Origin of the sequence: Pantoea sp. ACRSB (genome assembly GCF_022346905.1) — a bacterium.
Taxonomy (GTDB): Bacteria; Pseudomonadota; Gammaproteobacteria; order Enterobacterales; family Enterobacteriaceae; genus Pantoea; species Pantoea piersonii.
In genome coordinates, this window is record NZ_JAKRNL010000003.1 from 116,472 (window position 1) to 129,691 (window position 13,220).

Annotated in this window: 12 protein-coding genes; all 12 read right to left on the minus strand. The window is 59.0% G+C overall.

The window, feature by feature from the left end; translation table 11 throughout:
• Nucleotides 1-34 precede the first annotated feature (34 nt).
• The 12 genes from murG to ilvN all read right to left on the minus strand — a co-directional run bounded on the left by murG (nt 35) and on the right by ilvN (nt 13,220).
• Entirely contained in the window at nt 35-1,093 is a 1,059-nt protein-coding gene (murG, locus tag MHZ89_RS11430; protein ID WP_311783094.1) for an undecaprenyldiphospho-muramoylpentapeptide beta-N-acetylglucosaminyltransferase, read from the minus strand.
• Nucleotides 1,090-2,316 (minus strand): cell division protein FtsW, encoded by a 1,227-nt coding sequence (gene ftsW, locus MHZ89_RS11435; RefSeq protein WP_311783095.1) that lies wholly within the window; start codon nt 2,314-2,316, stop codon nt 1,090-1,092. Before ftsW ends, murG begins: the two co-directional genes overlap by 4 nt.
• A complete protein-coding gene (murD, locus tag MHZ89_RS11440) occupies nt 2,316-3,632 on the minus strand; it encodes a UDP-N-acetylmuramoyl-L-alanine--D-glutamate ligase (protein ID WP_311783096.1) in 1,317 nt (438 codons plus the stop codon). Before murD ends, ftsW begins: the two co-directional genes overlap by 1 nt.
• A 2-nt stretch (nt 3,633-3,634) precedes the next feature.
• Complete coding sequence (gene mraY, locus MHZ89_RS11445; RefSeq protein ID WP_033749483.1) at nt 3,635-4,717, minus strand: phospho-N-acetylmuramoyl-pentapeptide-transferase; 1,083 nt, start codon at nt 4,715-4,717, stop codon at nt 3,635-3,637.
• Entirely contained in the window at nt 4,711-6,069 is a 1,359-nt protein-coding gene (gene murF, locus MHZ89_RS11450) for a UDP-N-acetylmuramoyl-tripeptide--D-alanyl-D-alanine ligase (RefSeq protein ID WP_311783097.1), read from the minus strand. Before murF ends, mraY begins: the two co-directional genes overlap by 7 nt.
• A complete protein-coding gene (gene murE, locus MHZ89_RS11455) occupies nt 6,066-7,553 on the minus strand; it encodes a UDP-N-acetylmuramoyl-L-alanyl-D-glutamate--2,6-diaminopimelate ligase (protein WP_311783098.1) in 1,488 nt (495 codons plus the stop codon). Before murE ends, murF begins: the two co-directional genes overlap by 4 nt.
• The gene (locus MHZ89_RS11460; RefSeq protein WP_311783099.1) at nt 7,540-9,306 is read right to left on the minus strand and encodes a peptidoglycan glycosyltransferase FtsI; all 1,767 of its coding nucleotides are present in this window, start codon (nt 9,304-9,306) and stop codon (nt 7,540-7,542) included. Before MHZ89_RS11460 ends, murE begins: the two co-directional genes overlap by 14 nt.
• Before the next feature lie 16 nt (nt 9,307-9,322).
• Complete coding sequence (gene ftsL / locus MHZ89_RS11465) at nt 9,323-9,643, minus strand: cell division protein FtsL (protein ID WP_120455710.1); 321 nt, start codon at nt 9,641-9,643, stop codon at nt 9,323-9,325.
• Complete coding sequence (gene rsmH, locus MHZ89_RS11470; RefSeq protein ID WP_311783100.1) at nt 9,640-10,581, minus strand: 16S rRNA (cytosine(1402)-N(4))-methyltransferase RsmH; 942 nt, start codon at nt 10,579-10,581, stop codon at nt 9,640-9,642. The genes ftsL and rsmH overlap by 4 nt, the downstream gene beginning before the upstream one ends.
• A 2-nt stretch (nt 10,582-10,583) precedes the next feature.
• The gene (gene mraZ / locus MHZ89_RS11475) at nt 10,584-11,042 is read right to left on the minus strand and encodes a division/cell wall cluster transcriptional repressor MraZ (RefSeq protein WP_311783101.1); all 459 of its coding nucleotides are present in this window, start codon (nt 11,040-11,042) and stop codon (nt 10,584-10,586) included.
• A 487-nt stretch (nt 11,043-11,529) separates the two neighbouring features.
• Nucleotides 11,530-12,540: a catabolite repressor/activator gene (gene cra, locus MHZ89_RS11480; RefSeq protein WP_311783102.1), complete on the minus strand. Its 1,011-nt coding sequence runs from the start codon at nt 12,538-12,540 to the stop codon at nt 11,530-11,532.
• A gap of 188 nt (nt 12,541-12,728) precedes the next feature.
• Nucleotides 12,729-13,220, minus strand: a complete 492-nt coding sequence (gene ilvN / locus MHZ89_RS11485) for an acetolactate synthase small subunit (RefSeq protein ID WP_033749472.1) — start codon at nt 13,218-13,220, stop codon at nt 12,729-12,731.

A 13,220-nucleotide genomic window follows, 5' to 3' on the forward strand; every position in this document is an offset into this window, starting at 1 on the left:
TTGCGGCACCGGCCAGCTACGCTGACCCGATTTATCACTTCGCGGCGCGCGCCACTTCTTGCGCAACCCGTTCGGTTGCATCGGGGATCGCCACCTGACGGGCTTTTTCCGCCATATTCAACAGCGTGGGACGATCCCAGTGGCGCAGCGTCTCCGCCACGGCATCCGCGGTAAACTGCGGCTGCTCAAAAATTTTGGCCGCGCCCGCTTTTTCCAGCGGCAGCGCATTCCAGTACTGCTGACGATCTTTATGCTGAAAGGGCACGAAAATCGCTGGTAAACCCGCAGCGGCGATTTCGCTGACGGTCAGCGCGCCGGAGCGGCAAACCACCACATCCGCCCAGGCGTAGGCGGCCGCCATATCATCAATAAATTCCGTAACCTTATGCTGCGTCTGGCTGACCTGCTGATAGGCCTTAAGCACATCCTGCAGCGCCCCTTTACCGGTCTGATGCCACAGCGTGATCGTGTCGCCCAGCGCGGCCGCGACCTGCGGCAGCGTCTGATTCAGCACGCGCGCGCCCTGGCTGCCGCCGACCACCAGCACGCGGACCGGGCCGCTGCGGTTAGCCAGACGTTGCTCCGGCAGCGGCAGCGCCAGTACATCGGTACGTACCGGATTGCCTACGACGTCCGCATGCGGAAAAGCGCCGGGAAAAGCCTGCATCACTTTGCTGGCGATCTTCGCCAGCCACTTGTTGGTCAGTCCGGCAATGCCGTTCTGCTCATGCAGCACCACCGGGATGCCGCAGCTCCAGGCGGCGAGGCCGCCAGGCCCCGAGACGTAACCGCCCATGCCCAGCACCACATCCGGCTTCCACGCCCGCATAATGGCGCGCGCCTGACGCCAGGCGTTGAAAATACGCATCGGCGCCAGCAGCAGCGCTTTAAGCCCCTTGCCGCGCAGGCCGCTGATGCGGATAAACTCAATCTCAATACCGTGTTTCGGCACCAGATCCGCTTCCATTCTGTCGGCCGTACCGAGCCAGCGAACCTGCCACCCCTGTTCCATCAGATGATGGGCGACGGCCAGACCGGGGAAGACATGCCCACCGGTTCCACCCGCCATCACCATCAAACGCTTCCCACTCATCGGGCACCTCGGGTAAACGCCTGCGCTTTGGTCAGGCGCGTTTCATAATCAATACGCAGCAAAAACACGATCGCGGTCGACATAATCAGCAGGCTGGAACCGCCGTAGCTGATTAACGGCAGCGTCAGACCTTTCGTCGGCAGCATGCCCGCTGCCGCGCCGACGTTTACCAGCGCCTGGAAGCTGAACCACACGCCGATCGAGCAGGCCAGAAAGCCGGAAAAACGCTGATCGATCTCCAGCGCGCGGCGGCCAATCGACATCGCACGAAAAGCGACGAAGAATACCATCAACAACGCTAAAACCACACCGATATAACCCAGCTCCTCGCCGATGATGGAGAAGATAAAGTCGGTATGCGCTTCCGGCAGATATTCCAGCTTTTGCACCGAATTGCCGAGCCCCTGTCCCCAGAACTCGCCGCGGCCAAATGCCATCAGCGACTGCGTCAGCTGATAACCGCTGCCGAAGGGATCTTCCCAGGGGTTCCAGAAGGACGTCACGCGACGCATACGGTAAGGCTCGGCGATAATCAGCAGCACCACGGCGAAAATACCGGAGCCGATAATCGCCAGGAACTGCCACAGCTTCGCGCCCGCCAGAAAGAGCATCGCCAGCGTGGTGACGAACAGCACGACCACGGTGCCGAGGTCAGGCTGCGCCAGCAGCAGCACCGCCAGCACCACCATCACGCCCATCGGTTTGCAGAAGCCCCAGAAGTTATTTCGCACCTCCTCGACCTTACGCACCAGATAGCTGGCGAGATAGCAGAACAGCGACAGCTTCGACAGCTCCGCGGGCTGAATACGCAGCGGCCCCAGGGCGATCCAGCGCGACGCGCCGTTCACCGAGCTGCCCACGACCAGCACGATAAGCAGCATCACTACCGAAGCCAGCAGCATGGCGTTGCTGTAGCGCTGCCAGAAATCCATCGGCACGCGCAGCGTGACCAGCGCGATGCCGAGACCCAGCGCAATATAGAACGCGTCGCGCTTGGCGAAGTAAAAGGGATCGTCGTTCAGACGCTGACCGACCGGCATAGAAGCCGACGTCACCATCACGAAGCCCACAATCGCCAGCCCGAAGGTCAGCCACAGCAGCGTGCGGTCATAAAGCACCAGCGCGGAGTCGTCGCTTTCGCGCGCGCCCATCACCCAGTCTTTCAGTCGGCTGCCGATAAAAGCAAAAAGTCCGATTATCAGTCCGGCGCCAGGAATACGCATCAGCCTAACTCCTTCGCCAGTTGCGCGAAGCGGTCGCCACGCTGCTCGAAATTACGGAACTGATCGAGGCTGGCACAGGCTGGCGAGAGCAATACCATATCGCCAGGCTGAAGCTGCGGCGCGATCTGCTCCATCGCCTGCTGCATCGTCTCAGTGCGTACGGCGCTATCAGGGCGCAGCGAAGCCAGCGCGTCGCCATCGCGGCCGAAGCAGTAGAGATGAACCTTCTCGTCCTGCACGTAGCGCGCCAGTGGGGAAAAATCGGCCGATTTGCCGTCGCCGCCCAGCAGCAGCCAGAGTCGGCCTTTAACCTGCAGACCGTTAAGCGCCGCCTCGGTGCTGCCGACGTTGGTGGCTTTAGAGTCGTTGATCCAGCGCACGCCCTTAGCCTCATGCACCAGCTGAAAGCGATGCGCCAGCCCGCTAAAGCTGGTCAGCGCTGCCAGGCTGGAAGCGCGAGGCAGGCCCACGGCATCCGCCAGCGCCAGCGCCGCCAGCGCATTGGTATAGTTGTGCTGCCCCACCAGTTTCATCTCATCGGTGTTGAGCACTTTTTCGCCCTTCACGCGCAGCCAGGTCGCGCCCTGCTGGCGATTAAGGTGATAATCACCGAAGTCGATGCCGAAACTGACGCAGCGCGCATCGGCGCCGCGCACCGGCATCGTCATCGCATCGTCGGCGTTGACTACGCATACTCGCGCATTTTCATAGATGCGCAGCTTCGCGGCGCGATACTGCTGCATGCCGAGCGGATAGCGATCCATATGATCTTCGGTGACGTTAAGAATGGTCGCCGCCGCGGCCTTCAGGCTGAACGTGGTCTCCAGCTGAAAGCTGGAAAGCTCCAGCACGTAGAGCTGCGCGGGTGACTTCAGTAGCGACAGCGCCGGCAGGCCGATATTGCCGCCGACGCCAACCTGCCAGCCGGCAGCACGCGCCATTTCGCCAACCAGCGTGGTGACGGTGCTTTTGCCGTTGGAACCGGTGATCGCGACGATCGGTGCCTGCGCTTCGCGGCAGAAAAGCTCAATATCGCCAACGATCTCAACGCCCGCATCTGCCGCCTCGCTGAGCGCCGGATGCGCCAGCGCGATGCCTGGACTGGCGACGATAAGATCCGCCGCCAGCAGCCAGTCGCTGTTCAACCCGCCGGTATAGCGCTCTACCTGCTCAGGCAGCTTGTCGAGTCCCGGCGGCGACACACGGGTATCCATCACGCGCGGCGTTACGCCTTGCGCTAAAAAGAAATCAACACAGGAGAGCCCGGTCAGGCCCAGCCCGATAATGACGACTTTTCTGCCCCGATAGTCAGCCATAATTAACGTACCTTCAGCGTGGCCAGGCCAATAAGCACCAGCATCAGCGAGATGATCCAGAAGCGCACGATTACGCGCGGTTCCGGCCAGCCTTTCAGTTCATAGTGATGATGAATCGGTGCCATGCGGAAAATGCGCTGTCCGCGTAGCTTGAACGATCCTACCTGCAGGATCACAGAGAGCGTCTCTACCACAAACACGCCGCCCATAATCACCAGCAAAAACTCCTGACGCAGCAGCACAGCCAGCGTGCCGAGCGCGCCGCCCAGCGCCAGCGAACCCACGTCGCCCATAAAGACCTGCGCCGGATAGGTGTTGAACCACAGGAAGCCCAGCCCTGCCCCGACGATAGCGGTACAGACGATCACCAGCTCGCCCGCATGGCGTAAATAGGGAATATGGAGATACTCAGCGAACTTAACGTTGCCGGTCGCCCAGGCCACCAGCGCGAACCCTGCCGCGACGAATACGGTCGGCATAATCGCCAGACCGTCCAGGCCGTCGGTCAGGTTAACGGCGTTGCCGGTGCCGACGATAACGAAGTAGGCGAGCACCACATAGAACAGGCCAAGCTGGGGCATGATATCTTTGAAGAAAGGCACTACCAGCTGCGTGGCGGGCGTGCCTTTACCGGCGGCGTAGAGCGCAAACGCCACGCCCAGCGAAATCACCGACATCCAGAAATATTTCCAGCGCGCGATCAGGCCCTTTGTGTCCTTACGCACCACTTTGCGATAGTCATCAACAAAGCCGATGATGCCAAAGCCCACCAGCACCACCAGTACGCACCAGACATAGGGATTCGAAGGATAAGCCCACATCAGCACCGAAACGGTGATCGAGGTGAGGATCATAATCCCGCCCATGGTCGGCGTACCGCGCTTGCTGAAGTGCGACTCCGGACCGTCGTTGCGCACCACCTGGCCGATTTGCAGCTTTTGCAGCCAGGCGATCAGGCGAGGCCCCATCCATAACGAGATAAATAAAGCGGTCAGCAGGCTGACAATGGCGCGAAACGTCAGATACGAAAAGACGTTGAAGCCGGAATAAAAAGCGACCAGATGCTCGGCCAGCCAGACTAACATGTTCCCATCTCCTGTAGGTTCTGCACGACCTGCTCCATGGCAGCACTACGCGAACCCTTAATCAAAACGGTTAATTCCCGATGTTCGGACAACAGCGTCCGTAAACGTTCAGTCAGCGCGGTTTTTGTGTCGAAATGTTCGCCAACCCCGCTGCTTTCACTAATGTGCGCGCTCAGCGCGCCAACGCTCAGCACGCGATCGACGCCTGCGGCTTTCGCTGCCAGCCCGACTTCGCGATGGCACTGCTCCGCCTCTTCGCCCAGCTCCGCCATATCGCCCACCACCATTACGCGGTAGCCTGGCATTTCGCCCAGCACCTGCGCGGCGGCCGTCATCGAGCCGACATTGGCGTTATAGCTGTCGTCGAGCAGCAGCTGCTTCTCAGAGAGACGAATCGGGAACAGGCGGCCAGGAACGGCCTGCAGGCTTTTCAGCCCGCTCTGAATGGCGCTAAGCGGCGCGTCGACCGACAGCGCCAGCGCGGCGGCAGCCAGCGCGTTAGCGATGTTATGACGACCCGGCAGCGGCAGCGTGACGTCGATGTCGCCGCGCGGCGTCTGCATGATGAAATGAGTGCCGTCTACGGCCAGACGGATATCGCGCGCGGTAAAATCGCTGTCGGCCGCCTGCGGCGAGAAGCGCCATACGCGCTTGCCGTGCAGGTTCGCCTGCCAGTGCGGCCAGTCGTTGCTGTCGGCGTTCAGAATGGCAGTGCCGTTCGCGGGCAGACCGTTGAAGATCTCCCCTTTCGCCTTCGCTACGCCCGCCAGCGAACCGAAGCCCTCCAGATGCGCCGCTGCCAGGTTATTCACCAGCGCGCTCTCAGGACGCGTCAGCTCGGTGGTATAGGCGATTTCGCCCTGGTGATTCGCGCCCAGTTCGATAACCGCATACTGATGCTGCTCGGTCAGGCGCAGCAGCGTCATCGGTACGCCGAAATCGTTATTCAGGTTGCCCGCGGTATAGAGCGTTTCGCCGCATTCACGCAGGATGGAGGCGGTCATCTCTTTGACCGAGGTTTTACCGGACGAACCGGTGAGCGCGACTACGCGCGCTTTCGATTGCTGACGCACCCAGGCGGCCAGCTTGCCGAACGCAATGCGCGTATCGGCAACCACGACCTGCGGTACGGAGACGTGTAAATACTTACTCACTAACAGCGCCTGCGCGCCGCTGGCGATAGCGTCAGCGGCAAAGTCATGCGCGTCGAAGCGTTCACCAACCAGCGCCACAAACAGGCTGCCCGGCGTTACTTTGCGCGTATCGGTAGTGACGTCGTTAAGCGTAAGATCGTTGCCGTGTAGCGTGCCGCCGCTGATCTCAGCCAGAGTGGTAAGGGAAACCGGGATCATGCCGTCACTCCTAATAACGCAGCAACCGTGGCGCGGTCGGAGTAATCCAGACGACGATTCCCCACGATTTGATAATCTTCATGACCTTTGCCCGCCACCAGCACGATGTCGTCAGGCTGCGCCTGCAAAACAGCGTTAGTGACCGCTTGCGCACGTCCAGACACGACGCGCGCGCGATGCGGCTCGAGCAGGCCGGTCAAAATGTCGTTAACGATAGCCTGCGGATCTTCGCTGCGCGGATTGTCGTCGGTAATCACCACAACATCCGCGAACTGCTCGGCGATCGCGCCCATCAGGGGACGCTTGCCTTTATCGCGATCGCCGCCGCAGCCAAACAGGCACCACAGCTTGCCTTTGCAGTGCAGGCGCGCAGCCTCCAGCGCTTTTTCCAGCGCGTCTGGCGTATGGGCGTAATCCACTACAACGGTCGGTTTGCCCGGCGCGCTGAAAACTTCCATGCGACCGCAGACCGGCTGAAGCTGCGGCGCGGTCCGCACCAGATCGGCGAGCGGATAATCAAGCGCCAGCAGCGTAGCGAAAGCCAGCAGCAGATTGCTGACGTTAAACGCGCCCATCAGTCGGCTGTCGAATTCACCCTCGCCCCAGCTTGAGCTGAAACGGATATGGGCGCCGTTATCGTGATATTTCACCTCTTCGGCTTTCACCCAGCGACCGTGACAGCCCGGCTGTAAATTATTTGCCATGGTGACGGCGACGGCGTCCGGCAGCGTCGCCAGCCAGCGGCGCCCGGCTTCGTCATCGGCGTTAAGGATCATTTCGCCAACCTGATGGTCGGTAAAAAGCAGCTTCTTAGCCGATTCGTAGGTCTGCATATCACCGTGGTAGTCAAGATGATCGCGGCTCAGATTGGTAAAGACCGCAGCGGCGAACGGCAGCGCGGCAACGCGATGCTGCACCAGACCATGCGAGGAGACCTCCATTGCAGTCAGCGTCGCGCCCTGCTGCGCCAGATCCCTTAAAAGATGCTGCACCTCGACGGCCGAACCGGTCGTATTCTCTGCGGCGGTCAGCTGTCCGAGCAGGCCATTGCCGACGGTGCCCATCACCGCGCCAGTTTCACCCAGCCGCTGCGCCCATTGCGCCAGCAGTTGGGTGGTGGTGGTTTTGCCATTGGTGCCGGTCACGCCTATCAGCTTCTGCTTTTCGCCCGGCTGACCGTAAAAACGCCCCGCCAGCGCGGAGAGGCGCTGCGGCAGCTGCGCCAGATAAATCACCGGCACGCCGTGCATCTCACGAATATCGCCATCGCTGGCTTCGCCTTCGGCTTCCGCGATCACGGCGGCAACGCCCTGCGCGATCGCCTGCGGAATAAAACGCCGTCCGTCGGCGTGGTGGCCTGCGACAGCCACAAACAGATCGCCGGAGGCCGCTTTGCGGCTGTCCAGTGTCATGTCACCCAGGGGACGCGCCGGCGCGCCTGGCACCCACGGGCCCAGCAAGTCGCGCAGGTTACGATCTGTCACTTTTTTCCTCACTTCTGTTAGTCACCAGCTCGTTTTTGTCATTGGGCGGCAACGCGTCCGGCTCGATATTCATGGTGCGTAAAACGCCGCCCATAATGGCACCGAACACCGGCGCGGAGACCGCACCACCGTAATATTTGCCGGCCTGGGGATCGTTGATCACCACCACCAGCGCAAAACGAGGATGACTGGCAGGCGCGACGCCTGCGGTGTAAGCAATATATTTGTTAACGTAACGGCCATCCGGACCGACTTTTTTCGCGGTACCGGTTTTAATCGCGATGCGGTAGCCCTTGATCGCCGCTTTCACGCCGCCGCCGCCCGGCAGCGCGACGCTTTCCATCATATGAACCACGGTTTTCACCAGCGATTCCGGGAAGACGCGCTCGCCCGCCACAGGCGGATCGACTTTAGTGATCGACAGCGGCCGGAAGATGCCGTAGCTGCCGATCGTCGCGTAGACACGCGCTAACTGTAACGGGGTTACCATTAGCCCGTAGCCGAAAGAGAAGGTGGCCCTCTCTATGTCAGACCACCGTTGTTTTTGAGGGTATAAGCCACTACTTTCCCCGACCAGCCCCAAATTGGTCGGTTTACCCAGGCCAAAGCGCGCATAAGTATCTACAAGCGCTGAGGAGGGCATCGCTAACGCCAGCCGTGAAACACCGACGTTACTCGACTTCTGCAGAACCCCGGTAAGGGTCAGTTCGTTGTACCGCGCCACGTCTTTGATTTCATGGCCATTAACGCGATACGGCACAGTATTAAGCACGCTGTTTTCCCGCACCACGCCGCGCTGCAGCGCCGTCATCACCACCATCGGCTTAACGGTTGAGCCCGGCTCGAAAATATCGGTGATGGCGCGGTTGCGCATGATATCTTTCGGCGTGTTGCTGAGGTTATTAGGGTTGTAAGCCGGGCTGTTCGCCATCGCCAGCACTTCGCCGGTGTTGACCTCAACCAGCACGGCGGAGCCAGATTCAGCTTTATTGAACGCGACGGCGTTATTGAGTTCGCGATAGACCAGCGCCTGCAGACGTTCGTCAATGCTGAGCGTCAGGTTATGGGCAGCGCGGCTGTCTACCGACGAGATATCTTCAATGACGCGGCCGTTGCGATCTTTACGCACTGTTCGCTCGCCAGGCGCGCCGGTGAGCCACTTATCGAAGCTCTTTTCGATGCCTTCGATGCCCTGCCCGTCAATATTGGTAAAGCCGATCAGATGAGAAGTCACCTGGCCGGCGGGATAGTAGCGACGTGACTCTTCGCGCAGATGGATGCCAGGCAGTTTGAGTTTTTTGATGTAGTCGCTGATGGCAGGATTGACCTGACGCGCCAGATAGATGAAGCGTCCTTTAGGATTGGCGTTAACGCGCGTTGCCAGCTGATCGAGCGGAATCGAGAGCGCATCGGCAAGCGCCTTCCAGCGGCTGTCGAGAGTAACGCCGCCCGCGTCGTGCAGCTCTTTAGGGTCTGCCCAGATGGCGTTGACCGGTACGCTGACCGCCAGCGGACGACCGGCGCGATCGCTGATCATGCCGCGCGCGGTGGGAATCGCCTGTACGCGCAAGGAGCGCAGATCGCCCTCTTTCACCAGCTTATCCGGCTTGATGACCTGCAGCCAGGCGACGCGCGACAGCAGGCCAAACAGCGCCAGTAAAATACAGCCGCACAGCAACGCAAAACGCCAGCTTACAAAGCTGGCTTTATCTTCCTGTTTTTTCAACTTCAGCGTTTTGCTTGCGCCGCTCATGGCGATTTAGCGTTCCTTATTTCTGTACCACAATGTTTTCCTGAGAGGGATCAACATGCTGTAGCTGCAGCTTCTCGGTAGCGATACGCTCCACCCGACTGTGATCGCCCAGCGCGTTCTCCTCAAGGATCAGGTTACGCCATTCAATGTCTAGCGCGTCGCGCTCTAAAACCAGCTGCTCGCGCTGCGCGGTCAGCAGACGCGTTTTGTGCGTCGTCGTCACCACCATGATGGCCGACACCAGTACGGCGATGAGCAAAATCACCGGGATTTTGCCGAATCGCAGCAGATCGCCGCCGATAACCCCAGGCAGGCTGTGACGTTCGTTGCCGATCATGCGTCGGTTCTCTCCGCGATACGCAGAACCGAACTGCGCGCGCGTGGATTGTCCGCCACTTCCGCTTCGCCCGGCGTCATTTTGCCGAGCAGCTTCAGCTGACGTCCGCCCAGCGCCTTAAGCTGCGCTTCGGTCATCGGAATACCTGCCGGCACCTGCGGACCGCGACTCTGGTCGCGCATAAAACGCTTCACCAGGCGATCTTCCAGCGAGTGGAAACTGATAATGGAGAGACGCCCTTCGGGCGCCAGCACCGTTAACGCGCCCTTCAATGCCTTTTCGATCTCTTCCAGCTCGCTGTTGATCCAGATGCGGATCGCCTGAAAGCTGCGCGTCGCCGGATGCTTAAACTTATCTTTCACCGGCGTCGCCGCCGCGATGACTTCAGCCAGCTCTTTGGTGCGCGTCATCGGCTGCTCGCGGTTACGCTCCACAATGGCGCGCGCGATACGTTTAGCAAAACGCTCCTCGCCGTACGTCTTCAGCACAAAGGCGATATCTGCTTCTTCGGCCTGCAACAGCCACTCTGCGGCGGAATGACCGCGCGTCGGGTCCATACGCATATCTAACGGCCCATCGCGCATAAAAGAGAAACCGCGCTCGGCGTCATCCAGCTGCGGCGACGACACGCCGAGATCAAGCAGGATGCCGTCAATTTTGCCGCTTAACTCCAGCGCCTCGACATACTCGGCCAGCTCAGAGAACGGGCCATGTACGATGGAGAAACGCGGATCGGCGATTTCAGCAGCTGCAGCGATAGCTTGCGGGTCGCGATCGATGGCGATAAGCCGTCCCTGCGCGCCCAGCTGCGACAGAATCAATCGTGAATGTCCGCCGCGACCAAAGGTGCCGTCGATGTAGATGCCGTCTTCCCTGATGTTGAGGCCGTTAACCGCCTCGTCCAGTAGCACCGTGGTATGTTTAAAATTTTCCTGCATAGCTATAGCGACAAGTCCTGCAACCGCTCAGATAACGGTTCCTGAGCCGACTGTTCTGCGTCAATGTCATCCTTAACTTGTTGATACCAGGTCTGTTCATCCCACAGTTCAAACTTGTTGAACTGGCCGACCAGCATCACTTCTTTTGTCAGGCCCGCATGCTGTCGAAGGGTATTCGCCAGCAGTAAACGGCCTGCATTGTCCATCTGACACTCACTGGCATGGCCCAGCAGCAGACGCTGTACGCGTCGCTCAACGGGGTTCATGCTGGATAAGCGAGACAGCTTTTTTTCGATGATTTCCCATTCGGGCAAGGTATAAAGCAACAGGCAGGGCTGATGAAGGTCGATGGTGCATACCATCTGCCCTTGAGATTCCCCGATCAGCGTGTCGCGATAGCGCGTAGGTACGGCCAGTCGCCCCTTGCTGTCGAGATTGACTAACGTTGCTCCACGGAACATGCCAGTCTTCCCCTCAGCTCCCCATTTTCACCACTTTACCCCACTTTTTACCACGCCACGAGTTTACGGAGCCGATGAAATCGTTGTCAAGCCGAAGCGCGGCGGGAATATAACTATTTACAGGAGGGAATTTCGCTGATTGAAAAGCGACAAAGGGGTCAAAAGGTCAATTTTAAAAATTAACCTGATGAATAATGGAATAAAAACCATAGGGCTTAAAAAAATGATTAAAAATAAACCTGACGGCCTGCGCTAATATTCTTCACTGTTTCTGAGACAGGGGCTGCATTTTAGGGGATTTCTGAAAGCGGCCTCACCTGCTTCAGGGGCGACGGGGAGTGATGTCAGCCAGAAGAAATGGACAATTAACAATCACATCGCCGCTAATTTGTTAAATGAGGTGTCTCAGATTTACGCTTTTTTACCCTAAAAATTGACGAATATTAATGCAGAAAAATTTAAGGGCAGCGGTATTGCTGCCCCTCTGCTATTTATTTTTGCGATTTAGCTGCCCACGACGAAATAAATTTCGCCGAATACGCGTTAATCCCGGTTTCGGTTTTCTTGGCTCATCGAGCGAAGCCAGAACTAACTCCAGCACGCGCTCCGCAACATCGCGATGGCGCTGCCCCACGGCCAGCACCGGACAGTCCAGAAAGTCCAGTAATTCGTGGTCGCCAAAGGTTGCGATAGCGAGGTCGGTCGGCAGACGCCCGTCACGTTTTAGCGTCACATCCATGACGCCCTGCAGTAGGCCGAACGAGGTAGTGAAAAGCGCCTCCGGCATATCGTGATCGTCAAGATACTTCTCAAACAGCGCGGCCGCCGCCGTACGCTCGAAGCTGTTGCAGTAGATATAGTCGATGGGTCGCGGATCCTCTTTCCAGGCATCGCGGAACCCCATCTCGCGCAAAAAGCTGACGGAAAGCTCTGGCAGCGCGCCGAGGAACAGGACGTTTTTTACCGGCAGCTGACGCAATTCAGCCGCCAGGGCAAAAGCATCGTCCTGATCGGCCCCGACGACGCTGGTAAAATGCTCGCGGTCCAGCGCGCGGTCCAGCGCGATAATCGGCAGCGGATCGTTGATCCAGCGCTGATAAAAGGGATGCTCCGGCGGCAAAGAGGTAGAAACGATGATCGCATCGACCTGACGCTGCAGCAGATGTTCGATACAGCGCATTTCATTGTCGGGCTGATCTTCTGAACAGGCGATCAGCAGCTGATAGCCGCGTTGACGCGCCTGACGCTCCAGGTAGTTGGCGATGCGGGTATAGCTGGTATTCTCCAGATCGGGGATTACCAGGCCGATAGAACGCGTGCGGCCGGCGCGCAGGCCCGCCGCCACTGCATTGGGGTGATAGTTATGCTCACGCACGACCGCCATCACTTTCTCGACGGTTTTTTCGCTGACACGATACTGCCGCGCTTTGCCATTGATGACATAACTGGCCGTGGTGCGCGACACGCCCGCCAGACGCGCGATTTCATCCAGTTTCACGATAACTCCATACTTCACGGCGAGCCGCGTTGCGACAGATGTCCGCAACTAAGCTAAGGGTAACTCGTTTGTAACATCTAACAGCAGAACTCCGCGCTGAGCAACCGCTTTTCTTAGCTAGCCCTGTTTAGCGCATAAAATAAAAAAACCCGGCATTACGCCGGGTTAGAGACAGTAACCTAGAGTGATTAACGCATAATGCGGTCGCCGCGCGACACGCCGACGATGCCGGAACGCGCCACTTCAACAATCTCTGCGACTTCGCGTACGGTATTGAGAAAGGCGTCGAGCTTGTCGCTGGTGCCCGCAAGCTGAACCGTGTACAGCGTTGGTGTCACGTCGATAATCTGACCGCGGAAGATCTCGGCGCTGCGCTTGACCTCCTCGCGGCCGTAACCGGTGGCCTGCAGCTTCACCAGCATGATTTCACGTTCGACATAAGCGCCCTGCCCCAGCTCGCTGACGCGCAGCACATCCACCAGCTTATGCAGCTGCTTTTCAATCTGCTCCAGCACCTTTTCGTCACCGACGGTCTGAATAGTCATACGCGACAGCGTTGGGTCGTCAGTCGGCGCGACGGTCAGGCTTTCGATGTTATAGCCGCGCTGAGAGAAGAGGCCTACCACGCGCGACAATGCGCCGGATTCATTCTCCAGCAGAACCGATAAAATACGACGCAT

Bases quoted from the DNA above. Each gene is read 5' to 3' on its own strand.
- ftsW (WP_311783095.1), bottom strand. From the start codon at position 2,316: ATGCGTATTCCTGGCGCCGGACTGATAATCGGACTTTTTGCTTTTATC.
- murD (WP_311783096.1), bottom strand. From the start codon at position 3,632: ATGGCTGACTATCGGGGCAGAAAAGTCGTCATTATCGGGCTGGGCCTG.
- MHZ89_RS11460 (WP_311783099.1), bottom strand. From the start codon at position 9,306: ATGAGCGGCGCAAGCAAAACGCTGAAGTTGAAAAAACAGGAAGATAAA.
- murF (WP_311783097.1), bottom strand. From the start codon at position 6,069: ATGATCCCGGTTTCCCTTACCACTCTGGCTGAGATCAGCGGCGGCACG.
- murG (WP_311783094.1), bottom strand. From the start codon at position 1,093: ATGAGTGGGAAGCGTTTGATGGTGATGGCGGGTGGAACCGGTGGGCAT.
- mraY (WP_033749483.1), bottom strand. From the start codon at position 4,717: ATGTTAGTCTGGCTGGCCGAGCATCTGGTCGCTTTTTATTCCGGCTTC.
- rsmH (WP_311783100.1), bottom strand. From the start codon at position 10,581: ATGCAGGAAAATTTTAAACATACCACGGTGCTACTGGACGAGGCGGTT.
- ftsL (WP_120455710.1), bottom strand. From the start codon at position 9,643: ATGATCGGCAACGAACGTCACAGCCTGCCTGGGGTTATCGGCGGCGAT.
- ilvN (WP_033749472.1), bottom strand. From the start codon at position 13,220: ATGCGTCGTATTTTATCGGTTCTGCTGGAGAATGAATCCGGCGCATTG.
- mraZ (WP_311783101.1), bottom strand. From the start codon at position 11,042: ATGTTCCGTGGAGCAACGTTAGTCAATCTCGACAGCAAGGGGCGACTG.